Below are 24,851 nucleotides of genomic sequence, written 5' to 3'. Positions count from 1 at the left end.
TCCACATCAGGTGGGCGATGCCACACCTCGCAGGGGACCCCGCATACGCGCCTGCCCGGGTCGGGGCGCGACCAAACCGCCGGCGCCGCCCAGGACCCGACCCAGGCGCTCGGCAGGCGCCCGTCCCGCTGTGCGGGTATACCCGCCCGGCTGTTCCGCCAGGTCGCTCCGCCCGGCCACACCGACGAGGACGGCACCCCGCACGTGCGGCTGCCCGGCGCCGGCTGACCGTTGCCCAGGCCCGAGCGCTGCCGGACCCGGCTCACCCGCCCCAGCGGGTGCCGCTCCCGCGACGGTCGGATGTGACAGCTGTCATCGCGCACCGGTGACGTCCGCTCCTGCCGCCGCGGCCCGCCGGCCCGGCAAGCTGATGCCACATCGGACGGCGATCGGCGAGGGCGGGGAACAACGACATGCGGGTGATGGTGGCGGGTGCGGGGATCGGTGGTCTCTGCCTGGCGCAGGGGCTGCTCCGGGCCGGCATCGATGTGCGCGTCTACGAACGGGAGGCGGCGGCGGACAGCCGCTACCAGGGGTTCAGGATCGGTCTGAACGGCGCGGGGCTGGCCGCGCTGCGGGAGTGCCTGCCCGGGCGGCTGCATGGTCTGCTGGAAGCCGTGCTGGGGTCGATCGCGGGCGAGCGCCGGGTGGTCGACCAGCACCTCGCTCTGCTGCGTCAACTCCCGCCCGCCGACGGCGGAGCGGCCGCCGACCGGCAGGTGCTGCGGCGGCTGCTGCTGGCCGGGCTGGCCGATCGGGTCGAGTTCGGCCGAGCGGTGGTGGGGTACACCGAGCGGGCGGACCGGACGGTGGTGGCCCGCTTCGCCGACGGCACCAGCGCGGTCGGCGAGCTGCTCGTCGGCGCGGACGGCGTGGGCTCGCCGGTGCGCCGCCAGCTGCTGCCGGAGGCCGAGGTGGTCACCGTCGCGGGCAACGCGCTGCTGGGCCGCACGCCGCTGACCGAGCGGTCCGCCGCCCTGGTGCCCGGCTTCGGCACGATCGTGCGGGGCCCTGGGGCGTGCATGCTGCTGGGCCGGATGCAGTTCCGCCGCCCACCCCGGCTCGCGGCGGCGGAACTCGCCCCGGAGATCGACCTGCCGGACATCGGCGACTACCTGCGCTGGGTGGTCATGCTGCCCGGTCCCCTCGGCCCGGCTCCCGGCGCGCCGGTGCCGGGGGACTGGGCGGGCGTCCGGGACCGGCTGCTCGCGCTGATCGACGGCTGGCACCCGGATCTCGTCGACGTCGTCCGGCGGTCCGACGTGGCCAACAGCTCCCCGCTGACGGTCCGTCACGCCAGGCCGGTGGCGCACTGGGGAACCCGTCGGGTCACCCTGCTGGGCGACGCGATCCACGTCATGCCCCCCAGCGGCGGCCAGGGCGCCAACACGGCGCTGCGGGACGCCGCCCTGCTCTGCCGCTCGCTCACCGCGGCGCACCGGGGCGAGGCCGGGCTGCCGGCCGCCGTCGAGGCCTACGAACGCCGGATGCTCGACTACGGCTTCACCGCCGTCCGGGAGAGCCTGGAGCAACTGCCGCAGTTCACCCCGGCGCCCTGACCCGGTCCGGCGTCACTCGACCGGCCCGGTGTCCCTCACGGGTATCCCTCAGGGGGACCTGCGCGGCGAGGCGGATCCTGACTTTTGCGTCAGTATCGTGAGGGCGTCGTCGAACACGGCGGAAGCCGGCTGCCGCGCAGCCAGGAGAACCGAGGTGCCCGTGGAGATCCGCAATCCCTCCCGACGGTCGGTGCTGCGTTCCGGCGCGGCCCTTGCGGCGCTGACGTTGGCCGAGGGGTGCTCGTCGGGTTCGGGTGGCGACGCGGGCTCGCCCGGCGCTACCTCCGGCGCCACGTCCGGTGCAACGGCCACCACCGGAGGCACCGCCGCGACGCCGAGCGCGAGCGGCGCCGTGGAGTCGATGCCCGCCGAATGGCTCCCGCACCTGCGCACGTTCATGGCCTGGCCGGCGCTGGAGGAGGTGTGGGGGAGCCAGCTTCCGGCGGTGCGCCAGGACATCGCGAACGTGGCGATGGCGGTGGCCGGGTTCGAGCCCGTGGTGATGATGGCCCGATCCGATCAGGCCGACCAGGCACGGCAGATGTGCGGCTCCTCGGTCGAGGTGATCGCGTTGACGGTGGACGACCTGTGGGCCCGGGACACCGGTCCGACGTTTGTGACGGGGCCGCAGGGCCTGGCCGGAGTGGACTTCAACTTCAACGGCTGGGGCGGGAAGCAGACCCATGACAACGACAGCCAGGTCGCGAAGAACCTCCTCGACACGTACGGGATCCGGCGCGTCCAGGCGCCGATCACCGGTGAGGGCGGGGCCATCGAGGTCGACGGCGAGGGCACGCTGATGGCGACCGAGAGCTCCTGGGTCAACGCCAACCGGAACCCCGGCAGGACGCGCGACCAGATCGAGGCGGCGCTGAAGGAACTGCTGGGCGTCACGAAGGTCCTGTGGTTCCAGGGGGTGGCCGGCCAGGACATCACCGACTGCCACGTCGACGCCCTGGCGAGGTTCGCCGAGCCGGGCGTGGTCGTCCTGCACCGCCCGGCGGCGGGCAGCCCGCCGGACGTCTGGTCCCAGGCCTCCGACCAGGCGCTCCAGGTGCTCAACTCGGCGACCGACGCGAAGGGGCGCAAGCTGCGGGTCGTCGAGCTGACCGAGCCGGACCCCGACAAGATCGAGGGGGAGGGCAAGGACTTCCTCGCGACCTACCTCAACTTCTACGTGGTCAACGGCGGTGTGATCGCGCCGAAGTTCGGCGACCAGAGCGCGGACGACCAGGCGGCGGGGATCCTGGCCGACCTCCACCCCGGGCGCAAGGTCGTGCAGGTGTCGATCAACGCGGTCGCCGCCGGGGGCGGCGGGATCCACTGCTCGACGCAGCAGCAGCCGGCGTCCCCCGGTTCCCCGGGTGCTTCGGCACCGGCCTCGTGAGGGCCGTTGCCGGGCGGCGGAGCTGGCGGGTCATCGTCGTCCTGGTACTGCTCGTGGGCCTCTGCGGAACGGGGACCGTCCTCTACTTCGACGAGCGGAACACCCGTCAGGAGACCCGGGAGCTGAGTGTGCCCACCGTCCCGGACTGGGTCGAGCTGGACCTCACCACCCAGGAAGTCGACGTGGAGACCCAGCAGTTGACGCTCTACCTCACGGCCGTTCCGCATGGCGGCCTGGCGCAGTCACGGCCACGCTCTTCGCGCTGATCGGGATGCGCAACGCGGCACCGGGCTCACCGCCGATCGGCTCGTTGATGGACTATGTGGCGTTCTTCTGGGCCGAGGGGATCATCGCGGCGAGCCTGACCTGCACGGTGGTGCTCGGCACCCGCACCGAACACCGGGTGCGGCGCGAGCGGGAGGCGGCCGCGACCGCGGCCGAGGCGTGAGAGGGCCGCGGGCCGGGGTCGGCCCGCGGCCGGTGGTCACAGGAAGTACAGCCGGCTGAGCGGCACGTCCTGCGCGGGCTCGGAGCGCACCGGGGTGCCGTCGAGGGTCACCAGACCGTCGCGGGGGTCGACCCGGACCTCGCCCAGGCGGCCGTTGCGGACCATGTCCGCCGGGCCGATGCCGCGGCACCCCTGGACCGCCACCCGGCGGCGCCGGGTGGCCATGGCGTCGTACGGACGCCCGAACGAGCCGGACTCGGCCGCGGCCCGGCTGACGAAGGCGACCGACAGGTCGGCGGCCGTCGCGCCGTGCGCGCCGAACAGCGGCCCCAGGACGAGCGGTTCGCAGGCCTCGGTGGCTGCGTTCGGGTCACCCGTCACGCCGTAGGCGGGGAAGCCGGCCTTGAGGACCATCTGGGGCTTGGCACCGAAGAACGCGGGCCGCCAGAGCACGATGTCGGCGAGTCTGCCGACCTCGATCGAGCCGACCTCGTGCGAAAGTCCGTGCGCGATGGCGGGGTTGATGGTGAGTTTGGCGATGTAGCGCAGCACCCGGGCGTTGTCGTCCGCGGGCCCGTCGCCCTCCAGGGGCCCGAAATCGGCCTTCATCTTGGCCGCCACGGCGAAGGTGCGGCGCACGGTCTCGCCGGCCCGGCCCATGCCCTGGGCGTCGGAGGAGGTGATGCCGATGACGCCCAGGTCGTGCAGCACGTCCTCGGCGCCCATCGTGCCCGCCCGGATCCGGTCCCGGGCCATCGCCGCGTCGCCCGGCAGATCGGTCTTCAGCCCGTGCACCGAGACGATCATCCCGTAGTGCTCGGCTACCGCGTCCCGGCCGAACGGCAGGGTCGGGTTGGTGGAGGAGCCGATGATGTTCGAAACCCCGGCCATCTTCAGCACGTTGGGGACGTGTCCGCCGCCGCAGCCCTCGATGTGGAAGGCGTGGATGGTGCGGCCCTCCAGCACCGCGATGGTGTCCTCGACCGAGAGGCACTCGTTCAAACCGTCGGTGTGCAGGGCGACTTGGACATCGTGCTCCTCGGCGACCCGCAACGCGGTGTCCAGGGCGCGGGTGTGCGCGCCCATGTCCTCGTGCACCTTGAACCCGCAGGCGCCGCCCTCGGCCAGCGCCTCGACCAGCGGGCCCTGGTCCGAGGATGAACCCCGGCCCAGGAAGCCGATGTTGACCGGCCAGGCGTCGAAGGAGTTGAAGGCGTGCCGCAGCGCCCAGGGGGAGTTGACGCCCACGCCCCAGGCGGGGCCGATCTCCTGGCCGATGATCGTCGTGACGCCGGAGGCCAGCGAGGCCTCCATGATGCGCGGGGACATCAGGTGCACATGGGTGTCGATCGCGCCGGCGGTGGCGATCAGGCCCTCGCCGGAGACGATCGTGGTGCCGGTGCCGACCACCACGTCGACGTCCTGGAGCGTGTCCGGGTTGCCGGCCCGGCCGATCGCGGCGATCCGGCCCTCGCGGATGCCGATCGAGGTCTTGCGGATGCCCTGGATCGCGTCGATCACCAGCACGTTGCTGATGACCACGTCACAGGTTTCGCGGACGGTCGCGGCCTTGAGGTGCAGTCCGTCGCGGGCGGTCTTGCCGAAGCCGACCAGGAACTCCTCGCCCGGCAGCTGCGAGTCCGACTCGACCCGCACCACCAGGCCGGAGTCACCCAGCCGCACCCGGTCGCCGGCGCGCGGTCCGTGCACGGCGGCGTACTCGTGCGGTTCGATCGTCGAGCTCACCGTTCGTCCTTCAGTTCGTCGCGGACAAGCTCTGGGGAGGCCTCGACCCGAGCCCCGAGGTAGCCGCATGCGGCGGCCCTGCGCAGCGCCTGCTGCTCGGCGCCCGGGGCGTCCAGCGGGCCGTCGACCAGCCCGGCGAAGCCGATCACGACGCGGGCGCCGCCGATCGGCACCAGCGCGACCTCGACCGTGGCGTCCGGGTCGAAACGGGTGGAGGCTCCGGCGGGTGCGGCCAGCCGCATGCCGTAGGCGGCGGCGCGGTCGAAGTCGAGGCGGGGATTGGCCTCGAAGAAGTGGAAGTGGGAGGTCACGCTCACCGGCACGGTCGCCGTGTTGTGGACCGTCAGGGTGCGAACCGGTTGCGGCACGTACGCGGCGTCGGTCCCGGAGATGACGGCACCGGGCGCGGCCTCGCCCAGGCCCCCGCCGCCGAACGGGTCGGCCACCACCGCCAGCCGGGTGCCGTCGGCGAACACCGCCTCGACGTTGACCTCGGTGACCAGGTCCGGCACGCCCGGCAGGACGTCCTGCGGGCCGAGGACGCGGCGGGCGCGCTCGATCGCCTCGGCCAGGCGCAGGCCGTCCCGGGCCGCCTCGCAGACGGTGTCGGCGATCAGCGCGGTGGCCTCGGGCACGTTGAGCCGCAGGCCGCGGGCGCGGCGGGCGCGGGCCAGCTCGGCGGCCGTGAAGATCAGCAGCCGGTCGCGCTCGGTCGGGGTCAGCTGCACGATGCCTCCCGGTTTGTGCGCACAGCGCGGAAACCGTGCCGGATCATGGCCTCAACTCCTCGTGTCGGGTGGCGGGTTCTGCTCGGGGGACCGGGTCAGCCGGCGGGCTGGTCGTGCGTGGAGCAGTGGATGCCGCCGCCGCCGGAGGCGATGGTGTCGATCCGGACCGGGACGATCTCGCGGGTCGGGAAGTGGTCCTTCATGATCTGCTGCGCCTGGTCGTCGGCCTTCTGGTCCCCGAACAGCGGCAGGTAGAGGCCCTTGTTGCCGATGTAGAAGTTCATGTACGAGGAGACGAAGGCATCGCCGCGGCCGGTGATCTGGTCGGGGTCCGGCTGCGGGATCTCGATGACCTTCAGCTTCTTGCCGGTCGCGTCGGTGGCGTCCGCCAGGACGGACCGGGCCTGGTCGGCCGAGCGGGACCAGACGTCGGCCGGCATCCCGGGGAAGGCCTGGTCCAGGAAGACGACGCCGGGGGCGGCGAACCGGGCCAGGCAGTCCACGTGCGCGTCGGTGATGTCCTTGCCGCGCACGCCGGCCAGCCAGATCACCTTGCTGACCCCCAGGGCCTTCCTGAGTTCCGCCTCGACCTGGTCGCGGCTCCTGCCGGGGTTGCGGTTGTTGTTGACGACCGAGCTCTCGGTGATCAGCAGGGTGCCCTGGCCGTCGGTCTCGAAGGAGCCGCCCTCGGCGACGATCGGGGTCTGGATCCGCTCGATGCCGTACTTGGCCAGCACCGCGCGGGCGATGCCGGCGTCGTTCGCGTGCTGCTGCTTTCCGCCCCAGCCACTGAAGTTGAAGTCGACGCCCTTGACCTTTCCGGCCTCCTCGACGAAGACCGGCACGGTGTCGCGCGCCCACAGGTCGTCCACCGGGGTCGAGAAGATCTCGACGTTCGAGCCGCAGGCGTTCTTCGCCGCCGCCTCCTGGCCGGGCCGCACGAGCAGGACCACCGGCTCGCGGCCGCCGATCGCCCGCGCCACGCTCGCGATGTCCTTGCGGACGCCGTCGAGCTGCTCGCCCCAGATGTCCTGCGAGGCGGGCCACGCCATGAACGTGCGCGCGTGCTTCTCCCACTCGGCGCCGAGCTTGCGCCCGGGCGTCGAGCCGTTCGAACTGCCGCTCTGGGACGGCTGGTTGGAGGCTGCCGTGCTGGCATCGGCGGTGTCGTCCAGGTCGTCGGGTCCGGTGCAGGCCGATGCGCCGAGCGCGACGACGCCGGCACCGGCGAGGGACCGCAGCACAGTACGGCGGGAAAGGGCGGACAGGGCCACGTGGTTCTCCGGGGGGTGCTGGTGGTGCTGGTACAGGGAGTTACGGCCCAGGGCCTGTCTGACGCAAGCCCTCGGCGCGGCAGGCCGTCGACGGCGCGGGGGCGCACCGAGGCGGATCGAAGGCAGGGCGGCTGCTGGGGCCTGTCGGGCGAGCCCTACGGGAGCGGTTCCTGCATCGTCGAACAGTGGATGCCGCCACCGCCGGCCATCAGCCGGTCGACATCGAGTTGCACGACCGCACGGCCGGGGAAGGCCGCCTCCAGGGTCCGCTTGGCCGCCGCGTCCTTGTAGCCGTCGCCGAACTGGGCGGCGATGACAGCCCCGTTGACGAGATGGAAGTTGAGGTAGGAGTCGACGAAGTCGGAGCGCCGCGAGCGGACGGTGTCCGGGCCCTCGACGACGATGACCTGCAACCGGCGTCCGCGCGCGTCGGTCGCCGCGTTCAGGATGGTGAACTGCTCGCGCGCGTCCCGCGCCCAGGCGTCGTTGCGGTCCTGCGGCGGCAGCTGGACCAGCACCAGGCCCGGGCGCACGAAGCGGGAGGTCACGTCGATGTGGTCGTCGGTGATGTCCTTGCCCTTGATGCCGGGCACCCAGATCATCGTGTCCGCGCCGTAGGCATCGAGCACGGCCGCCTCGACGTCGTCGCGGCTCCAGCCGCGGTTGCGGTTCTTGTTGACCAGGCTGCTCTCGGTCGCCATGACCGTGCCGTCACCGTCGGTCTCGATGCCGCCGCCCTCGCCGACGAAGTCGGCGCGGACGAAGGGCAGGCGGCTCAGGCGGGCGAGGTTCTCGGCGACGTGGGCGTCGTCGGTGTGGACCTGCTTCTTGCCCCAGCCGTTGAAGTTCAGCCCGACGGCCTGGAGCCCGCCGCGGCCGTCGCGCCGGAAGACCGGGGCGATGTCGCGCATCCACAGGTCGTCGGTCGGGATCGAGCCGATCACCTGCATGCCGGGGCCGCAGGCGTGCTGGGCCTCCTCGACCGAGTAGTCGTCCGGTGCGCACATGACCACCGGCTCGTAGAGCGCGATGGTGCGGGCGATCAGCGCGATGTCCTCCTGCACTCCGCGCAGCTGCCGGCCCCAGACCGACTTGCGGGACGGCCAGGACATCCAGGTCCGGGCGTGCGGGACGTCGTCCATGGGCACCCGGGGGCGCGGTGCGCCGCCGTCGGCGGCGGCGAACGCCGTGGAGCCGGCGAAGGCCTGCGAACCCAGGGCCAGCCCGGCCGCGCCCAGACCTGCCGTGCCGAGCACGGTACGCCGGGACGGGGTGGCACCGAAGAGGCGGTCACCGAACGAGGGGCGCGTGTACGGGTCACTCATGGGGGTCTCCAGATCAAGTGTGGCTCGGGCCATGGACACCGGCGAGCGCCCGGATCGGCGGGGGAGCGGTTCGGCGGTGTCCGCCACGTCCGCACCGGTGGGTGCGGGTGTGCGGCTCTGCGGGGGTGCGCGCTTGGAGCGGCTCGCCGTGCCGGCGGGCCGGGGAGGTGCGCTGGACCTGCCCGGGTCTGGCGGTAGGCCCACTGTCGCACTGACTGAAAAGTCAGTCAAGTTCTGAGCTGCGGGAATGCCCGCACAAGCACCTGGCGCCGGCGGGCGAACGCAGCGGCCCCGGGCCGATGCCCGGGGCCGGTGGTGGCGGACAGGTACTACGGACGCAGGCGTGCCACCTCGGCGTCGATCGCCGCGGACATCAGGTTCCGGGCGTGCTCCAGGGGCAGGCCGCCGCTGAGCCAGCGCACGCTCAGGCCCTCCAGCAGGGCGGTCAGCCGCTCGGCCGCGCCGGCCAGCGCCACGGCCGACCCCATCGGCTGAACGCGCCCGAGGATCCCGGCGATCTCCTGGACCCAGACGAGGGTGGCCCGGGCCAGGTCCTCGCGCAGCTCGGTCTCGAAGACCGCGCTGGCACGCAGCTCACCCCAGGCGGTGCTGTTCTCCCGCACCTCGGGGGTGTCCTGCAGCTCCAGCAGCAGGGCCTGCTCCAACTCCTCGCGGGCGCCGAGGGGTTCGCCGCCGGCCAGCTGCTGCCTGGTGTAGCGCTCGGCGCGGTCGCTGATGAACTCCAGCGTCTGGCGCAGGATCCCGGTGCGGTCCTTGAAGTGGTAGTAGATCAGCGCGGTGGACACCCCGGCCTCCGCCGCGAGTTCCTCCACGCGAAGACCGCGGACCCCGCGCCGCGCGATCACCCGCGCGGCGGCCTCCATGATGACTGTTCGACGACCGGCTGCCATAGTCCGATACCCTACGCGACCTGCGGGCAGGCTACTGATCGAAATGCCAGGAGCGGGCTCAGCCGGTGCCCAGCTCGGCGTCGACGGCGCCTTCGAGCAGGCGCCGGGCGTGCTCCAGTGGCAGGGAGCCGCTGAGCCAGCGGACGCTGAGGCCCTCGACGAGGGCCGTCAGGCGCTCGGCGGCGGCCGCGTGCGCCGGGGCCGTGCCCAGCGGATCGGCGCGGGCCAGCAGGTCGGCGATCTCGTGGACCCAGGTGTGGGTGGCCCGGGCCAGGTCCTCGCGCAGCTCGGTCTCGAAGACCGCGCTGGCGCGCAGTTCGCCCCAGGCGGTGCTGTTCTCCCGCACCTCGGGGGTGTCCTGGAGCTCCAGCAGCAGGACCTGTGCCAGGTCGGTGCGAGGGTCGCCGGGGTCCGTCCCGGGATCCGGCTCCGCGGTGTAGCGGTCGGCGCGGTCGGTGATGAATTCGAGGGTCTGGCGCAGCATCCCGGCGCGGTCGGTGAAGTGGTAGTAGATCAGCGAGGTCGAGACCCCGGCCTCCTGCGCCAGCTCGCCCACGCGAAGTCCGCGCACGCCGCGCCGTGCGATCACGCGGGTGGCTGCCTTGAGTATCTCTGTCCGACGGTCCGACATGGAGGCTCACTCTACTGGTGCCGAGAGCGTGGTCGGACCAATTTCCTGACGGATTTGTCAGAGGTGGCTCAGGGCTGGGCCTGGGTGGATCGCACCTGGCTGGGGCGTCACACATTGCGATGAGGTCTCGCGAGGTCGAGAGGCTTGACTGAATTTTCAGTACGGTGAAAGATGCGGGGCACACCACAGCCTCAGCCCGCACACCACAGCCCCAGCCCACTGCGGGCCCGGGCGGCAGGCCGGTGAACCTCCCCAGCTGCCCAGCCCCAGCCCCAGCCCCAGCCCCAGCCCCGGCCGTCGCCGGGCGGCGCCACCGGCCGATCACCGAAGACCCGAACAGGAAGAGGTTGCCGTGACTTTCCGTATGCCCGCCGAATGGACCGAGCACGAGCGCTGCCTGATGGCCTGGCCCGTCCGCCCCGACCTGTGGGGCGACACCCTGGACGAGGTCAAGCACGAGTACGCCGCGGTCGCCCGCGCCATCGCGCAGTTCGAACCGGTCACCATGGCGGCACCGCCCGGCTACGGCGAGGAGGCCCGCGAGCTGTGCGGCGAGGGCGTCACCGTCGTGGAACTGGTGATGGATGACTCCTGGTTCCGCGACTGCGCGCCGATCTTCGTCCTCGACGAGGACGGCCACCGCGCCGGTGTGGACTTCCGTTTCAACGCCTGGGGCCGCAAGCACCACCCCTGGGACGCCGACGACCGGGTGAGCGCGCTGCTCCTGGAGCACCTCGGTGTGCCGGCGATCCGCTCCGAGATGATCCTGGAGGGCGGTGCGATCACCGTCGACGGCGAAGGCACCCTGATCACCACCGAGCAGTGCCTGCTGCACCCCAACCGCAACCCGGCGATGAGCCGCGAGGAGATCGAGGCCGAGCTGAAGGCCCGCCTCGGCGTCACCAAGGTCCTCTGGCTGCCCTACGGCGGGCTGCTGGACACCGAGACCGACGGGCACGTGGACGGTGTCTGCGCCTTCGTCGCCCCCGGCAAGGTGGTCGTCCAGCTGCCGGCCGATCCCGAGCACCCCGACTACGCGCGGATGCGCGCCAACCGGGCCGTCCTGGAGCACTCGACCGACGCCCAGGGCCGTCCGTTCGAGATCGTCGACCTCCCGCAGGCCGCCTGGGTCGAGGTCGACGGCAAGCACACCGAGGTCGGCTACCTGAACTTCTACCTCGCCAACGGCGGCGTCGTGGTGCCCGTCGCGGACCACCCCGAGGACGAGGGCGCGCTGGCCGCGCTGGCCCGCGCCTACCCGGGCCGCAAGGTCGTCGGCGTGCGGGCCCGGGTCATCGCCTACGGCGGGGGCGGGGTCCACTGCATCACCCAGCAGGTCCCGGCCACCCGCCCGACCGCCTGACCTCCCCCTCCCCGGACACGAACCCCTCCCCGGACACGAACCCCCGGACACGAATCCCCCCGGACACGAATCCCCCCGGACACGAACCCCCGGAACGAAAGGGAAGCGCCGATGCCCCCCACCCCACCGCGCCTGGGCAGACGCGGCAGGCACGCCAGCGGGATCACCCTGGCAGCCTCGGCTCTGAGCGCCTTCGCCCTGGTCGCCGCCTGCGCCGGCCCGCCACGGGCCGGCGGCCCGGGCGGCCAGAGTGCCTACGCGCTCTCGGCCGACACCCCGGCTGCGAAGGGCGAGCTCGACTCCTTCAGCTGGGCCCTGTACGCCGAGCCGCCGACCCTCGACTACACCCAGGCCTTCGACTACCCGCAGAACACCATCCTCTCCAATGTCTGCGAAAGCCTGATGCGCTGGACGCCCCAGCTCAAGGAGCAGCCGGGCCTGGCTTCGAGCGCCACCAACCCCGACCCCACCACCTGGGTCTTCGACCTGCGCCCCGGTGTGAAGTTCCACGACGGCGGGGTGATGACCGCCGACGACGTGGTGTTCAGCCTCGGCCGGCAGATGAACCCGGACAGCGGCAGCGCGTGGGCGAACGTCTTCCAGAACGTCGACGCCGTCACGAAGACCGGACCGCTGCAGGTCACCGTCAAGCTCAAGACCCCCGACTCGCAGTTCCCGCAGTACATGGCCACCGCCGCCGGCGTGGTCGTCGGCGCGCGGGGCGTGCAGGCGGCCGGCAAGGACTACGGCACCAGCGGCAGCCTCGACTGCACCGGCCCGTACCGGCTCGGCACCTGGACCAAGGGCCAGTCGATCGAGCTGGACCGCTTCGACGACTACTGGGGCGCCGGGGCCAAGTCGAAGAAGGTGGTCTTCGAGTTCCTCACCGACCCCTCCGCCCGCACCAACGCCCTGCTCACCGGCGGGGCCGACGGCGGCTACCTCATCCCCACCGAGAGCTACGCCCGCCTCAGGAGCAGCAGCGCCGGCACCCTCTACTTCGGCGAGGGCCTGAGCACCGTCAACGTCAACGTCACCAACATGCAGGGCCCGCTCGGCGACGTCCGGGTCCGCAAGGCGCTCTCGCTGGCGATCGACCGCACCGGCTTCGTCAACACCGGACTCGGCGGCAACGGGACCCCGACCACCTCCCTCACCGCCAAGGCGGTCTGGGCCGCGGCGGACCCGGCGGCGCGGCAGACGGCCCTCGGCGGACTCCAGCCGACCGCGTCGGACATCGCCCAGGCCACCCAGCTGATCAAGGACGCCGGTGCGAAGGGCAGGACCCTCACCATGGCCACCAGCTCGATCGGCCAGGACGTCTCGCTGCTGGCCACGGCCGTGCAGTCGGCGGGCACCAGGATCGGGCTGAACATCCAGCTGAAGACGATCGCCCCGGACGCCTTCACCGCACTGTTCACCGACCCCAAGGCGCGCCAGGGAATCGACATGTTCCCCGAGACGTACTACCTGTCCATCACCGACCCGATGGACCTGCTCACCAACTTCCAGACCGGCTCGTACCAGAACTACGCCGGCTACAGCGACAAGTCCTACGACGACCTGGTCGAAAAGGCCGTCGCCACCTACGACCCGGCCCAGCGCCTGGCCATCGAGGCCCAGCTCAACAAGCAGGCCTCCGACCAGGACCTGTGGATCCCGGTCGCCGAGTGGCCGACCTCGCTCTTCATGAACAAGCGGATCACCGGCGCCCCGACCACGATCTCCTACATGTACTACCCGTGGGCCGCCGACGTGGGGGCGGCCCAGTGAGTTTCGCGCGATTCGCCGTCCGCCGGCTGCTGGAGATGGCCGCCACCCTGCTCGGCGCCTCCTTCGTGATCTTCGGCGCGATGTACCTGGCACCGGGCGATCCGGCGAGCTTCCTGCTCTCCGGGCGGTCGGCCTCACCGGCCGCGCTGGCGGAGATCAACCACCAGTACCACCTCGACGACCCGTTCTTCGTCCGGTACTTCCGCTGGCTCGGCCAGGTGCTGCAGGGCGACTTCGGACGCTCGATCGAGTACCGCACCGACGTCTCCAGGCTGCTCGCCGACCGGCTGCCCAGCACCCTGCTGCTGGTCGTGATGGCGCTCGTGCTGGTCGTGGTGGCGGGCCTTGCGCTCGGCTGGATCGGCGCGGTGCGCGGCGGCGCGATCGACTCGACGATCCTGATCAGCACCACCGTCGCGGTGGGCACCCCGTCCTTCGTGGCCGCGATCCTGCTCCAGGGGCTCTTCTCCGTGCGGCTCGGCTGGTTCCCCACCGGCGGCACCGGCCACGGCTTCGGCGACCTGCTGTGGCACCTCACCCTGCCGGCCGTCGCCCTCGCCCTCTACCTGATCGGCATGCTCGCCCGGGTCACCCGCGCCGCCATGCTGGAGCAACTGGGCAGCGAACACGTCGCCGTGGCCCGCAGCCGCGGTGTGCCGCAGCGGCAGGTGATCTGGCGTCACGTGTTCCGCAACGCGCTCGGCACCGTGCTCACCACCGGTGGCCTGATCATCTCCACCCTGATCATCTGCACCGTCCTGGTGGAGTCCGCGTTCAGCATCGGCGGCATCGGACAGCTCCTCGAACTCGCCACCACCACCAAGGACTTCCCCACCGTCCAGGCCATCTCACTGCTCATCGTCGGGCTGTTCATGACCGTGAACCTCGTCGTCGACCTGATCTTCCCGCTGGTCGATCCCACGGTCACCCTCGGCGCCCGGAGGTCCACCGCATGACCACCGCCCTCACCCGCCGCCCCGGCCTGGCCCGCCTGCGGGCCGCCCGGCAGCCGCTCTACCTGGCCTGCGCCGGCTTCGTCCTGCTGGTCGTCCTCGCGGCCCTGCTCGCACCCTGGATCGCCCCCGGCGACCCGAACACGGTCGACCTCGGCAACGTGCTCGCCGGCCCGTCCGCCGAGCACCTGCTCGGCGTCGACGCCGCCGGCCGCGACACCCTCTCCCGGCTGCTGCTCGGCGCCCGCACCTCGCTGATCGGCCCGCTCGGCGTCGTCGTCTTCTCCACCCTCGCCGGCGTCGCGGTCGGCGTCGCCGCGGGCTGGCGCGGCGGCTGGCTGGACTCGGTGCTCTCGCGCGGCACCGAACTCGTCTTCGCCTTCCCCGGGATGCTGCTCGCGATCCTCATCGTCACGGTCTACGGCGAGGGGTTGCTCGCCCCGGTCATCGCCCTGGCGATCGCCTACCTGCCCTACGTCTCCCGGCTGACCCGCTCCCTCGTGCTCGCCGAACGGATGCGCCCCTACGTCGCTGCCTACCAGGTCCAGGGCCACTCGGCGCTGCAGATCTGCCTGCGGCACGTCATCCCCAACATCGCTCCCGTCGTGCTGGCCCAGTCCACCATCAACTTCGGCTACGCCCTCATCGACCTCGCGGGCCTGTCCTACCTCGGACTCGGCGTTCCCGCGCTGACCCCCGACTGGGGCCGGATGGTCTTCGACGGCCAGACCGCCGTCCAACGCGGCTACCCGCTCTCCGCGATCCTGCCCTGCCTGGCGATCGTGCTGACCGTCGTCGCCTTCAACGTCGTCGGCGAGCGCTGGGCCGACCAGGTCGCCAGGAGGGACCGATGACCCGCACCCCCGACACCCCCGACACCCTCGACACCCTCGACATCAGGAACCTGCGGCTGCGCCTGCCCGGCACCGCCCGGCCCGTCCTCGACGGCGTCGACCTGCACATCGCGGCCGGCGAGACCGTCGCCCTGGTGGGCGAGTCCGGCTCCGGCAAGACGCTGACCTCGCGAACCGTGCTGCGGCTGCTGCCGAAGGGCGCCCAGGCCCAGGGCGAGGTCTGCGTCGCCGGCGAGGACGTCCTCGCGCTGAATCCGCAGCAGCTGCGCGCGCTGCGCACGGGCCGGGTCGCGATGATCTTCCAGGACCCGCGGGCCGCCATCAACCCGCTGCGCCGCGTCGGGGACTTCCTCACCGAGAGCGTCCGGCTGACCGGCACCATGACGCAGGAGGACGCCACCCGCCGGGCCGCCGAACTCCTGGAAGCCGTCGGCCTCGACGAGTCCGTCCTGCGCCGCTACCCTGGCCAGCTGTCCGGCGGCATGCTGCAACGCGTCATGATCGCCGCCGCGCTGATGGGCGACCCCGTGCTGCTGCTGGCCGACGAGCCCACCACCGCACTCGACGTCACCAGCCAGGCGGAAGTGATCGCGCTGATCGGCGAGTTGAAGCAGCGCTTCGACACCGCGCTGCTCTTCGTCACCCATGACCTCGGCCTCGCCGCGGCCATCAGCGACCGGGTCTATGTGATGTACGCCGGACGGATCGTGGAGACCGGCCCGGCCGAGACCCTCTTCGCCGGCCCCCGCCACCCCTACACCCTCGCGCTGCTCGCCGCCACCCCGCACCTGACTGCCCCCGGTGCCCGGCTCGCCGCCATCGAAGGCCAACCACCGGACCTGCGTCAGGAGTTGACCGGATGCCCGTTCGCCCCGCGGTGCCGCTTCGCGACCGAGCTGTGCGCCACCGAGGCCCCGCAGCCGCGGGCCGCGTCCGGCGCACCCGGCCACCTGGCCGCCTGCCACCACAGCGACCGCCTCACCGAAAGTGCCGCCGATGCCTGACGCCGTGCTCGAAGTCACCGGTCTGCAACGGACGTTCGGGGCCGTCCGCGCGGTCGACGACGTCACCTTCAGCCTTCCCGAAGGCGGCTCCCTCGGCATCGTCGGCGAGTCGGGCTCCGGCAAGACCACCACCGCCCGGATCATCGTCGGCCTGGAACAGGCCGACGCCGGACAGGTGCTGCTGCACGGGCGCGACCGCACCGGGCGCGCCCGGGGCCGGGCCCAACGCCTGGCCCGGGCCCGGCAGATCCAGATGGTCTTCCAGGACCCGTTCCTCTCCCTCGACCCGCGCACCAGCGTCGAGGCGGCCCTGCGCGAGGCGCTGCGCCTGCACTTCCCGGACGCCGACCACGCCCGCCGGATCACCGAACTCCTCGACCAGGTCGGCCTCGGCAGCCGGGCGGCGAGCGCCCTGCCCCGCCAGCTCTCGGGCGGCCAGCGCCAGCGCGTTGCCATCGCCCGCGCGCTGGCCGTCGAACCCGCGGTCATGGTGCTGGACGAGGCCGTTGCGGCGCTGGACGTCTCGGTGCAGGCGCAGGTGCTCAACCTGCTCGCCGACATCCGCGAACAGACCGGCGTCGGCTACCTGTTCATCACCCATGACCTCGGCGTCGTGCGCTGCGTCACCGACGAGGTCATCGTCATGCGCCACGGCGCCGTCGTCGAGTCGGGACCCACCGCCGAGGTGCTGGCCACGCCCCGACACCCCTACACCCGACTGCTGCTGGACTCCGTGCCCCGACCGGGCTGGGACCCCCGGCAGATCGCCGCCGCCCGGCGGGCCCTGTAGAGCGTGCCCGGTGACGGTGGCCGGCGTTGCGACTCAGGCGCTCTCGGTCAGCGCGAGGACCAGCCCGCGCAGGACGGAGGAGGCATCGAGCTGAGGGTCCAGGGACCGGATCGCCGCCAGCCCGTCGACCGCCCCGGCGACCGCTTCGCCCAGCGGCCGCGGGTCGATGCCGCCGCCGCGCTCCTCGGCCAGTACCTCGAAGAGCCGGACGAAGCAGGCCCGCCAACGGCGGTACTCGGCGTCCAGGGCGACCCGGACCCGCTCGTCGTGGAGGGCGAACCAGTGCAGCGCGGAGTGCAGCCGGGCCAGGTCGGTCGCCTCGGGCTGGGTGAGCAGGGCCAGCACCCGCTCGACGCGCTCGGCGAACCTGCCGGGAGCGTCGACCGCCGCCTCCAGCGGGGCGATCCAGTCGGGCCGGATGTCCTGGACCACCGCCACGATCAGATCGGTCCGGTCCGCGAAGTGATAGTGGCACATACCGTGTGAAATCCCGCACGCAGCCGCCACGTTGCGGGTCGTGAAGCGTTCGCCGCCGGCGCCGGCCAGCAGGGTCCGCGCTGCGGCGATCAGGCGCGCCCGGGTCTGCTCACCCTTGACCGAGGCCCGCGAGCGCCCGGGCGGCTTCGGCGGGACGGCCGGACCGTTCCCGGGAGTTGCGGTGATGACGTCCTTCGCGCGCGCGGCCATGCCGCAACTCTAACGAGTCCGGGTCGGCGAGCGCCGGGGAGTGCCGGCGAGTTGAGGCGGAGTGCGGCGGACCGCTGCGGATTGCCACGGATTGCTGCGCGAAGTATTGACCGAGCGCTTGGTCAGTTTTATGTTCCCCGTCAACCGTGGTGAATCCACGGTCAGTTGACTGGAGGTCAGCAATGAACGAATACCAGGAGCCCCGGCCGCGTGCCGGGGTCGGCAGACGCGGATTCCTGACGGCCGCGGGCCTGACCGCCGCCGGCGCCGCACTCGCCACCGCCACCGGCGGCCGGGCGATGGCCGGCCAGCGCCCGAGCCGGGCGCTGGCGGGCGCGGCCCAGGCGGCCGCCGCGACCGGCTACTGCGTCCCACTGGACAGCCTGCCCCACACCCGGACCTGGATGGCCTGGCCGGACAGCACCAGCATCTGGCGCAACCAGCTCAGCGGCGTCCAGTCGAACATCGCCCTGGTCGCCCGGACCATCGCCGAGTACGAGCCGGTCATCATGTGCGCGAACCCGGCCAGCGCCGCCAAGGCCCGCTCCCTGTGCGGCTCGGGTGTCACGGTCATCAGCTCGATCCCGGTCGACGACTGCTGGATGCGCGACACCGGCCCGATCTTCCGCACCGACGGAGCCGGCGGACTCGACGCCGTCGGCCTCAACTTCAACGGCTGGGGCGGAAAGCAGAACCCGCACCAGAACGACGCCCAGGTCGCCCAGCGCGTCGCCGCCTACCTCGGCATCCCCTTCACCGCCGCCGGACTGGTGAGCGAGGGAGGCGCCATCGAGACCGACGCCGCCGGCACCCTGATGGCCACCCGCAGCAGCATCATCAACACCAACCGCAACCCCCAGCTGTCCCAGACCCAGATCGAGGCCGCCATGTGCGCGGCCTACGGAGCCTCCACGGTGATCTGGTTCCCCGGGATCGCGGGCCAGGACATCACCGACGACCACGTCGATGCCACCTCCCGGTTCCTCGGCGAAGGGGCGGCCGCCGTCCAGATCCCGCAGCCGCGCGACACCGACATCTGGTCCAACGACGAGCGCCAGCAGGACCAGATCCTCTCCGGCGCCACCGACGCGCTCGGGGACCCGATCGCGGTCAGCGAGATCCAGGGCCCGAACTACAACCTGATCCGCTCGACCAACCCCGACTTCGTCGGCTCCTACGCCAACTACTACCTCTGCAACGGCGCTGTGATCTCCGCCCAGTTCGGCGACAGCCGCGCCGACGCCGCCGCCAAGGAGACGCTGGCCCAGCTCTTCCCGGACCGGACCGTCGTCCAGCTCGACATCGACTCCATCGGAGCGGGCGGCGGCGGCATCCACTGCGTCACCCAGCAGCAGCCGCAAGCCTGACGAGGCGCGAGACCAGGAGGGTGTCCAGCGTTCGGTCGGCACCCGATGCCGGGCACCCTCCCCGCATGTCCTGTCCGGCTGTGCTCAGTTGAGGAAGTCGACGCGGTCGATGAGGCCTTCGCGCACGCGGTAGGCCACCAGGACGCGGAGCGGCTCGTCGGTTATGCCGCGGGCGATCTCGTGGTCGACCACCCAGTCGCCCTCGGTGAGCCGCCCCACGATCTCCGCCCGGCAGCTGCCCTTGGCGAACAGCCCGGCGTACGTGTCACGCAGCGCCGGCCGGCCTTGCAGTTGGCTGCCGTTGGCCCGGTTGACCGTGACGTCCTCGGCATAGGTGGCGACGAAGGCGTCGATGTCGTGGTTGTTGTAGGCGGTGAGCTGCTGCTCGACCACCTCGCGCGGCTCGGTCATGTCTCGCTCTCTCTGCATTCGGTTCCGTTGTTCTCTACGTCGTGGTTCTGCTGGGCGGTTCAGGCCGCGAGATCGCCGGCGGCGAGCCGGCGGGTGGCGAGTTCGGCGTAGAGCGCGGCGCCGTCGGCGAGCACCGCGTCGTCGAATTCCGCGTACGGCGAGTGGTTGACCGGCAGGACCTCCGGGTCGACCCCCTTCGGGGCGGCGCCGAGCCAGACGAGCGAGCCGGGAACGGCATCCAGCACCCGGGAGAAGTCCTCCGACCCGGTCATCGGGTTCGGCATCGTCTGGAAGCGCTCCTCGCCGAGGGCCTCCCGGACGGTGTCGGCCAGGAAGTCGGTCTCGGCCCCGTCGTTCACGGTCACCGGGTACTCGGGGAGGTACTCGACCTCGGCCCGCAGGCCGTGGGCGGCCGCGATGGCCCTGACCAGCTCCACCGAGATGTCGGCGACCTTGGCCTGCGCCTCGGCGGAGAAGGTGCGCACGGTCGCCTCGAAGTGGGCGGTCTCGGGGATGATGTTGCGCTGGGTGCCGGCCTGGAGGAGCCCGACGGTGACCACCACCGGATCGAACACGTCGAAGTGGCGGGTCACCATGGTCTGCAGGGCGGTGACCATCTCGCAGGCCGCGGGTATGGGGTCCTTGGCCCGGTGCGGCACCGAGCCGTGGCCGCCCGCGCCGTGGACGGTGACGCGCAGCGTGCCGGAAGCGGCCATGACCGGTCCGCGCCGGGAGCTGAACTCCCCGTGCGGCCCGGCCGACGTCACATGCAAGGCGTAGGCGGCGACCGGGTGCCTGCCCGCCGCGTCCAGCACGCCCTCCGCCAGCATGGCACCGGCTCCGTTCCAACCCTCCTCGCCGGGCTGGAACATGAAGACCACGTCGCCGTGGAGCTGCTCGCGCCGTGCGGCCAGCAGGTGGGCGGCACCCGCGAGCATGGTGGTGTGCAGATCGTGTCCGCAGGCGTGCATGGCACCGTTGTCGGCGGCGAACGGCAGCGGGGCCTTCTCGACGACCGGCAGACCGTCCATGTCGCCGCGCAACAGCACCGCCGGCCCCGGTCGCCCGCCGCGCAGCACCGCGGTGACCGAACTCAGCGCCGAGCCCTGGCTCACCTCCAGCGGCAGCCCGTCCAGGGCCTGCAACACCCGCTCCTGGGTGCGCGGGAGGGCGAGACCCGTCTCGGGGAACCGGTGCAGGTCGTGGCGGAGCCGGACCAGCTCCGGGGCCAGCCCGAGAGCGTCGTCGTGCAGGGACACGGGTACCTCCGATCGAGCCCGCGCGCGGCGGGAACGTGTGTGGTGCGACCGGCTGCGGTGTGATCCTGCGCAACGCGATCTTGTTCGGTGATTCTGAATCCCCCGGCAGGAGTTTCGGGCAATTTCGCAGGATCGTGCCACGAGAAGGCCCTTTGATGAACGAATCCACCGCTGATCGACGGTGCCCCCGGTCTGCCCCGCCGATCGCGAGGCGGCGAGCGGTCAGGAGTGGAGCATCGCGCAGATGGCCGCGTCGATCACCGCGTGGTCGGCTGCCGCGGCCGGTGGCTGGGCGATGCCGAAGACAGTGGTGGTGAAGACCGACACGGTGCGCTGGCCGGTGGGGTCGGTGTACTCCTCGGAGGAGTAGCCGGGGACCTGGCCGTCGTGGCCCCAGACGGTGCCGCACGGGGTGACGACCTGTTCAAGTCCCAGGCCGTAGCGGTTCGCGGTACCCGGGCCTTCGGGGACGGTGGTCTGCATCTCCTTCAACTGGGCTGGGGGCAGCAGCTTTCCGCCCAGCAGGGCCCGGTCGAAGTGGGCCCAGTCCGCGGCGGTGGAGACCATGCCGCCGGCCGCCCATTCGGTGCTGAGCGCGGTCGCGGTCGTGTCCACGTAGCCGTCCGGGCGCGCCGGCCCCGCGAAGGCCGAGCCGGGCGGCGTTCCGGGCGGGAGGACCGGGGCGAGGTGGGCCGCGTCCGGCTCGTAGCCGTGCGCCAGGTTGGGCGATCCCGGGGTGCCGGTGCCGGTGCCGGTGCCGGTGTCGAGGTAGGTGTGCGTCAGGTGCAGGGGCTCGGTGATGCGTTGCCGGATCAGGTCCGCGATGCCCTGGCCGGTGGCCTGCTCGGCGATCAGGCCGAGGGCGATGTAGTTGGTGTTGCTGTAGGAGTACCGGGCGCCGGGGGCGAACAGCGCAGGGTGCCGCACGGCGGCGGCGAGCAGTTGGCGGGGGCTCCAGGCGCGGGTGTCCTGGCCGGTGAAGCCGCGCAGCACGGCGGGGTCGTTGGCGTAGTTGAACAGGCCGCTGGTGTGGTCGAGCAGCATCCGCACGGTGATCCGGTCCCCGCCCGGAATCAGGCCGGGCAGCCACCTGCTCACCGGATCGGCGAGCCCGACCCGGTGCTCGGCGACGAGCTGCAGCAGGACGGTGGCGACCATCGTCTTGGTGTTGGAGCCCATCTTGAACTCGTCGGCGGCGCCCAGCCGGTGGTCCGCCTGCGACCACGGCGTCTGCTGGGCGATGGTGATGACCCGGCCGCCGCCGTCGTCGACCCGGACGGTGACGCCGGGCGCCCCGGCGGCGACGTCCTGCCGGACCGCCTCGGCCAGCCGGGCCCGCCAGGCCGAGGCGGTGGCGGCGGAGGTGGCGGACGGCGTCGAGCCGGTCGCTGTCGCGGAGGCGGTGGTGCACAGGGCGATCGGGCCGGCGAGCGCGGTGACCAGGGCCAACGGCACGAGGACCCGGCGACGGGAAGGGATCGGTCGGTGGCGCATGAGGGTACCCCCAAGTGCGTGGCCGCGCAGGATAGTTGAGGTGGTCCGCCCGAGATCTGACGGCTGATCGGACACCTCCAGCCTGGCGTCACCCGAGCCACGATCCCACCCGGCCCGCCCCCGTCCCCGGATGGGGCTTCCCCCACCGCCCAGCCGGGGGCCCGCCCGAGTGACCGCTGCTCCGAGGTGGTGTGTCAGAGGGGTCTGTCAGAGTCTGCGCATGCTCGAGATCGTGGTGAAGACGGAGAACAGCGAGCGGCACGTCCGGGTGTCCGCCGAGGAGTTGGCCGGGCTGGTCCGGCGGATCGGCGGTGACGATGACCGGTTCCTGGTGCTCCAGCGGATTCCGGACCTACCCGACGTCTTCGCCCAGGTCTGGCACGAGGCCGGTGGGCAGTACACGCTGGAGCACCGCGACGGCGCCGCCGACCGGCACTTCCAGGTGCTGGTCGACGACCCCGAGGCCGTGATCGCGGCGGTCGGCGGCTGGGCCTGCCAGGAGCCCGGTTGGGACGCGGGGCTGCCCTGGTCGCCGCTGGACCTGGGCCCCACCCGCGAGGTGCCGCCGCTCGATCTGGACGAGGACGAGCGCGAGGAGTTGGAGCAGCGCGTCCGCGAAGTACTGGTCGGCGGCTACGCCGACCGCGACGAACTGGCGGAGCTCGCAGAGGAGTACCTGGTCACCGCGGAGCGCCGGCCCGTGTCGCGCGAGCAGGCGGAGGCGCTGGCCGAGCGGCTGTGGCAGGAGCGGGTCGCGGAGCAGGCCACCTGGCAGGGCGAGACCGACCCCGAGCGGCTCACCCGCGCGTTCACCGCTCTGCAGGAGGCCGGTATCACCGCCCGCGAGAACTTCACCTGCTGCCACAGCTGCGGCCAGTGCGAGATCGGCGCCGAAGGCGGGCCCGACGCCCGCGGCTTCGTCTACTTCCACACGCAGAGCACGGACGCAGCCGCCGCCGGCCACGGACTGGTGCTGCACTACGGCGGCTTCGACGGCTCGTCCGGGACCACCACGGCCATCGGCCACGAGGTCGTGGCCGCCCTCGAAGCCGCCGGCCTCCCCGTCGCCTGGGATCGCGACCCGGGCCGGTCCATCACCGTCACCCCGTTGGACTGGCGCCGCCGCCTGGTCGGCTAGGGCTTGTCGTCAAACCCCCTTCTGCTCGGCGACGCCAAGCCGCCCTGCGGGCGAACGAAGGGGGTTTGACGACAAGCCCTAGAACCCGTCCGCCCCTCGAAGGGGCGATCCGTTCCGTGCCCGGCGGGCGGACTCCGGCAGTGGTCCGATCGGATGGCGGTCCCGTGTCGTCCGGCGCGCCGGGTCGCGGCGGCCACCGGGGAGCCGGGCCGACGAGCTAGGTTCGACCGCGTGACCGGCAACGATGCGGTCCTGGCGTTGGTGGTCGTCACCGCGCTGGGCTTCGATTTCACCAATGGATTCCACGACACCGGCAACGCCATGGCGACCTCGATCGTTACGGGCGCGCTGCCGCCGCGGGTGGCGGTGGCCGTCTCGGCGGTGCTGAACCTGGCCGGGGCCTTCCTGTCCACCGCCGTGGCGGCGACCATCGCCAGTGGTCTGGTCAACAGCCACGTCGTGACACTGACGGTGGTCTTCGCCGGGCTGACCGGCAGCATTCTCTGGAACCTGGCCACCTGGTACCTGGGGATCCCCTCCAGTTCCTCGCACGCGCTGATCGGCGGTGTGGTCGGGGCGACGATGGCGGCGGCGGGCGGTTCGGCCGTGAAGTGGCAGGGCCTGGTGTCCAAGGTGATCGTGCCGGCCGCGCTGTCGCCCTTCATCGCCGGCATCATCGCCGCGATCGGCACCTGGCTGGTCTACCGGCTGACCCGGGACGTGCCCGAGCGCCCGCGCGGGCACGGTTTCCGGATCGGCCAGGTCGGCTCGGCCTCGATGGTCTCGCTGGCGCACGGCACCAATGACGCGCAGAAGACCATGGGCGTCATCACCCTGGCGCTGATCGCGAACGGGACCCTGCACAGCGGGGCGAAGTCCCCGGACTGGGTGATCGCCTCCTGCGCGGTGGCGATCGCGCTGGGCACGTACATCGGTGGCTGGCGGGTCATCCGGGCGCTGGGCAAGGGGCTGGTGGAGATCGAGCCGGCGCAGGGGATGGCCAGCGAATCGGCCTCGGCGGCGGTGATCCTCTCCTCCACCGACTTCGGCTACTCGCTCTCCACCACCCACGTGGCGACCGGCTCGATCCTGGGCGCGGGGGTGGGCAAGAAGGGTGCCGTGGTGCGCTGGCACATCGCGCGCCGGATGGTGGCGGCCTGGCTGCTCACCCTGCCGGCCGCGGCGCTGGTCGGCGCGGTGGCCTACTGGGCCGCCCATGGGATCGGCGGGACCACGGGGGTGGTGGTGATCTTCGTCGTGCTGGTGCTGGCCTCGATCGCCTTCTTCGTGGCCTCCCGCCACCCGGCGGTGACGCCGGAGAACGTCAACGCCGCGTGGACCGGCACGGTCGTCCCGGCGCCCACGACGGACGAGGTGGCCTCGTGAACTCCTGGATCAACCTGAACGCGCTGTGGAAGATCGTCGTGGTCGGCCTGCTCACCGGAGCCGGGCTGCCCGCGCTGTTCGCGATCGGTCTGCGCCTGCTCAGCCCGCCGCGCCCGTCCGGCGAGGCCCCGTCGGCCGCAGCCGCGGTTGGGGAAGCCGCGGTCGGGGAAGCCGGGGCCGCTCGGTCGGCCGTCGGGCCGCTCGGCTACGCGCTGGCCGGGCTCTGCTTCGCGGTGGTGCTCGCGGCGATCGGCTGGGGCATCTCCGTCATCGTCAACCACAGCTGACCTGCCCGGTCGGGCCGCTCGCCCGACGTGCTGTCACTTCTGTTGGCCGGCGGATGAATTCACGATTCGTTCATTT

The 24,851-nt window shown here is 72.2% G+C and carries 24 protein-coding genes; 14 read left to right on the top strand and 10 right to left on the bottom strand.

Annotated elements, in window-relative coordinates; all coding sequences use genetic code 11:
• Positions 1-413 precede the first annotated feature (413 nt).
• The 4 genes from ACFZB9_RS08615 (at position 414) to ACFZB9_RS08600 (ending at position 3,394) form a co-directional block, all read left to right on the top strand.
• Positions 414-1,559, top strand: coding sequence for an FAD-dependent oxidoreductase (locus tag ACFZB9_RS08615; RefSeq protein ID WP_391444927.1), 1,146 nt, complete (start codon positions 414-416; stop codon positions 1,557-1,559).
• A 154-nt stretch (positions 1,560-1,713) separates the two neighbouring features.
• A complete protein-coding gene (locus tag ACFZB9_RS08610) occupies positions 1,714-2,946 on the top strand; it encodes an agmatine deiminase family protein (protein WP_391444925.1) in 1,233 nt (410 codons plus the stop codon).
• On the top strand, positions 2,943-3,212 hold the full coding sequence (locus ACFZB9_RS08605; protein ID WP_391444923.1) for a hypothetical protein: 270 nt from the start codon (positions 2,943-2,945) through the stop codon (positions 3,210-3,212). The genes ACFZB9_RS08610 and ACFZB9_RS08605 overlap by 4 nt, the downstream gene beginning before the upstream one ends.
• A gap of 5 nt (positions 3,213-3,217) precedes the next feature.
• Positions 3,218-3,394: a DUF4436 family protein gene (locus ACFZB9_RS08600; protein ID WP_391444921.1), complete on the top strand. Its 177-nt coding sequence runs from the start codon at positions 3,218-3,220 to the stop codon at positions 3,392-3,394.
• Between the two features lie 36 nt (positions 3,395-3,430).
• Here the strand turns inward: ACFZB9_RS08600 and ACFZB9_RS08595 are convergent, their stop codons facing one another.
• The 6 genes from ACFZB9_RS08595 to ACFZB9_RS08570 all read right to left on the bottom strand — a co-directional run bounded on the left by ACFZB9_RS08595 (position 3,431) and on the right by ACFZB9_RS08570 (position 10,009).
• Complete coding sequence (locus tag ACFZB9_RS08595) at positions 3,431-5,140, bottom strand: urease subunit alpha (protein WP_391444919.1); 1,710 nt, start codon at positions 5,138-5,140, stop codon at positions 3,431-3,433.
• Positions 5,137-5,868, bottom strand: coding sequence for an urease subunit gamma (gene ureA, locus ACFZB9_RS08590; protein WP_391444917.1), 732 nt, complete (start codon positions 5,866-5,868; stop codon positions 5,137-5,139). The genes ACFZB9_RS08595 and ureA overlap by 4 nt, the downstream gene beginning before the upstream one ends.
• Before the next feature lie 95 nt (positions 5,869-5,963).
• Positions 5,964-7,142: an agmatine/peptidylarginine deiminase gene (locus ACFZB9_RS08585; protein WP_391444915.1), complete on the bottom strand. Its 1,179-nt coding sequence runs from the start codon at positions 7,140-7,142 to the stop codon at positions 5,964-5,966.
• A 155-nt stretch (positions 7,143-7,297) separates the two neighbouring features.
• Positions 7,298-8,467, bottom strand: a complete 1,170-nt coding sequence (locus ACFZB9_RS08580) for an agmatine/peptidylarginine deiminase (RefSeq protein ID WP_391444913.1) — start codon at positions 8,465-8,467, stop codon at positions 7,298-7,300.
• Positions 8,468-8,796: 329 nt separating this feature from the next.
• Complete coding sequence (locus ACFZB9_RS08575) at positions 8,797-9,378, bottom strand: TetR/AcrR family transcriptional regulator (protein WP_391444911.1); 582 nt, start codon at positions 9,376-9,378, stop codon at positions 8,797-8,799.
• A 58-nt stretch (positions 9,379-9,436) separates the two neighbouring features.
• Entirely contained in the window at positions 9,437-10,009 is a 573-nt protein-coding gene (locus tag ACFZB9_RS08570; protein WP_391444909.1) for a TetR/AcrR family transcriptional regulator, read from the bottom strand.
• Positions 10,010-10,361: 352 nt separating this feature from the next.
• Here ACFZB9_RS08570 and ACFZB9_RS08565 point away from each other — a divergent pair, with 352 nt between their 5' ends.
• The 6 genes from ACFZB9_RS08565 (at position 10,362) to ACFZB9_RS08540 (ending at position 16,746) form a co-directional block, all read left to right on the top strand.
• Positions 10,362-11,372 (top strand): agmatine/peptidylarginine deiminase, encoded by a 1,011-nt coding sequence (locus ACFZB9_RS08565; RefSeq protein WP_391444907.1) that lies wholly within the window; start codon positions 10,362-10,364, stop codon positions 11,370-11,372.
• A 111-nt stretch (positions 11,373-11,483) separates the two neighbouring features.
• Positions 11,484-13,145: an ABC transporter substrate-binding protein gene (locus ACFZB9_RS08560; RefSeq protein ID WP_391444905.1), complete on the top strand. Its 1,662-nt coding sequence runs from the start codon at positions 11,484-11,486 to the stop codon at positions 13,143-13,145.
• Positions 13,142-14,101 (top strand): ABC transporter permease, encoded by a 960-nt coding sequence (locus ACFZB9_RS08555; protein ID WP_391444903.1) that lies wholly within the window; start codon positions 13,142-13,144, stop codon positions 14,099-14,101. The genes ACFZB9_RS08560 and ACFZB9_RS08555 overlap by 4 nt, the downstream gene beginning before the upstream one ends.
• Entirely contained in the window at positions 14,098-14,952 is an 855-nt protein-coding gene (locus tag ACFZB9_RS08550; protein WP_391444901.1) for an ABC transporter permease, read from the top strand. The genes ACFZB9_RS08555 and ACFZB9_RS08550 overlap by 4 nt, the downstream gene beginning before the upstream one ends.
• Complete coding sequence (locus tag ACFZB9_RS08545; protein WP_391444899.1) at positions 14,949-15,956, top strand: ABC transporter ATP-binding protein; 1,008 nt, start codon at positions 14,949-14,951, stop codon at positions 15,954-15,956. Before ACFZB9_RS08550 ends, ACFZB9_RS08545 begins: the two co-directional genes overlap by 4 nt.
• Entirely contained in the window at positions 15,949-16,746 is a 798-nt protein-coding gene (locus ACFZB9_RS08540) for an ATP-binding cassette domain-containing protein (RefSeq protein WP_391444897.1), read from the top strand. The genes ACFZB9_RS08545 and ACFZB9_RS08540 overlap by 8 nt, the downstream gene beginning before the upstream one ends.
• 33 nt (positions 16,747-16,779) lie before the next feature.
• On the opposite strand, the gene ACFZB9_RS08535 is transcribed toward ACFZB9_RS08540, so the two are convergent.
• Positions 16,780-17,433, bottom strand: coding sequence for a TetR/AcrR family transcriptional regulator (locus ACFZB9_RS08535; protein WP_391444895.1), 654 nt, complete (start codon positions 17,431-17,433; stop codon positions 16,780-16,782).
• A gap of 182 nt (positions 17,434-17,615) precedes the next feature.
• Between ACFZB9_RS08535 and ACFZB9_RS08530 the strand changes: the two genes are divergently transcribed.
• Positions 17,616-18,800: an agmatine/peptidylarginine deiminase gene (locus ACFZB9_RS08530; RefSeq protein WP_391444893.1), complete on the top strand. Its 1,185-nt coding sequence runs from the start codon at positions 17,616-17,618 to the stop codon at positions 18,798-18,800.
• A gap of 84 nt (positions 18,801-18,884) precedes the next feature.
• Here the strand turns inward: ACFZB9_RS08530 and ACFZB9_RS08525 are convergent, their stop codons facing one another.
• The 3 genes from ACFZB9_RS08525 to ACFZB9_RS08515 all read right to left on the bottom strand — a co-directional run bounded on the left by ACFZB9_RS08525 (position 18,885) and on the right by ACFZB9_RS08515 (position 21,964).
• A complete protein-coding gene (locus ACFZB9_RS08525; protein WP_391444891.1) occupies positions 18,885-19,211 on the bottom strand; it encodes a nuclear transport factor 2 family protein in 327 nt (108 codons plus the stop codon).
• 59 nt (positions 19,212-19,270) lie between these two features.
• Positions 19,271-20,470, bottom strand: a complete 1,200-nt coding sequence (locus tag ACFZB9_RS08520; protein WP_391444889.1) for a M20 family metallopeptidase — start codon at positions 20,468-20,470, stop codon at positions 19,271-19,273.
• A 222-nt stretch (positions 20,471-20,692) separates the two neighbouring features.
• Complete coding sequence (locus tag ACFZB9_RS08515; protein ID WP_391444887.1) at positions 20,693-21,964, bottom strand: serine hydrolase domain-containing protein; 1,272 nt, start codon at positions 21,962-21,964, stop codon at positions 20,693-20,695.
• Between the two features lie 220 nt (positions 21,965-22,184).
• Here ACFZB9_RS08515 and ACFZB9_RS08510 point away from each other — a divergent pair, with 220 nt between their 5' ends.
• The 3 genes from ACFZB9_RS08510 (at position 22,185) to ACFZB9_RS08500 (ending at position 24,775) form a co-directional block, all read left to right on the top strand.
• Positions 22,185-23,102, top strand: coding sequence for a DUF6891 domain-containing protein (locus ACFZB9_RS08510; protein WP_391444885.1), 918 nt, complete (start codon positions 22,185-22,187; stop codon positions 23,100-23,102).
• 231 nt (positions 23,103-23,333) lie between these two features.
• Entirely contained in the window at positions 23,334-24,488 is a 1,155-nt protein-coding gene (locus ACFZB9_RS08505; protein WP_391444883.1) for an anion permease, read from the top strand.
• Entirely contained in the window at positions 24,485-24,775 is a 291-nt protein-coding gene (locus ACFZB9_RS08500) for a hypothetical protein (protein WP_391444881.1), read from the top strand. The genes ACFZB9_RS08505 and ACFZB9_RS08500 overlap by 4 nt, the downstream gene beginning before the upstream one ends.
• Positions 24,776-24,851 lie beyond the last annotated feature (76 nt).

Source organism: Kitasatospora sp. NPDC008050 (assembly GCF_042957465.1).
In the GTDB taxonomy this organism is placed as follows: domain Bacteria; phylum Actinomycetota; class Actinomycetes; order Streptomycetales; family Streptomycetaceae; genus Kitasatospora.
The sequence above is the reverse complement of the archived record's forward strand: the minus strand, read 5'-3'. Positions and strand labels throughout refer to the sequence as shown.

Coding starts and splice junctions, on each gene's coding strand:
- ACFZB9_RS08540 (WP_391444897.1), top strand. CDS start 15,949: ATGCCTGACGCCGTGCTCGAAGTCACCGGTCTGCAACGGACGTTCGGG.
- ACFZB9_RS08615 (WP_391444927.1), top strand. CDS start 414: ATGCGGGTGATGGTGGCGGGTGCGGGGATCGGTGGTCTCTGCCTGGCG.
- ACFZB9_RS08550 (WP_391444901.1), top strand. CDS start 14,098: ATGACCACCGCCCTCACCCGCCGCCCCGGCCTGGCCCGCCTGCGGGCC.
- ACFZB9_RS08525 (WP_391444891.1), bottom strand. CDS start 19,211: ATGACCGAGCCGCGCGAGGTGGTCGAGCAGCAGCTCACCGCCTACAAC.
- ACFZB9_RS08545 (WP_391444899.1), top strand. CDS start 14,949: ATGACCCGCACCCCCGACACCCCCGACACCCTCGACACCCTCGACATC.
- ACFZB9_RS08570 (WP_391444909.1), bottom strand. CDS start 10,009: ATGTCGGACCGTCGGACAGAGATACTCAAGGCAGCCACCCGCGTGATC.
- ACFZB9_RS08600 (WP_391444921.1), top strand. CDS start 3,218: ATGCGCAACGCGGCACCGGGCTCACCGCCGATCGGCTCGTTGATGGAC.
- ACFZB9_RS08510 (WP_391444885.1), top strand. CDS start 22,185: ATGCTCGAGATCGTGGTGAAGACGGAGAACAGCGAGCGGCACGTCCGG.
- ACFZB9_RS08575 (WP_391444911.1), bottom strand. CDS start 9,378: ATGGCAGCCGGTCGTCGAACAGTCATCATGGAGGCCGCCGCGCGGGTG.
- ACFZB9_RS08580 (WP_391444913.1), bottom strand. CDS start 8,467: ATGAGTGACCCGTACACGCGCCCCTCGTTCGGTGACCGCCTCTTCGGT.
- ACFZB9_RS08530 (WP_391444893.1), top strand. CDS start 17,616: ATGAACGAATACCAGGAGCCCCGGCCGCGTGCCGGGGTCGGCAGACGC.
- ACFZB9_RS08535 (WP_391444895.1), bottom strand. CDS start 17,433: ATGGCCGCGCGCGCGAAGGACGTCATCACCGCAACTCCCGGGAACGGT.
- ACFZB9_RS08560 (WP_391444905.1), top strand. CDS start 11,484: ATGCCCCCCACCCCACCGCGCCTGGGCAGACGCGGCAGGCACGCCAGC.
- ACFZB9_RS08515 (WP_391444887.1), bottom strand. CDS start 21,964: ATGCGCCACCGACCGATCCCTTCCCGTCGCCGGGTCCTCGTGCCGTTG.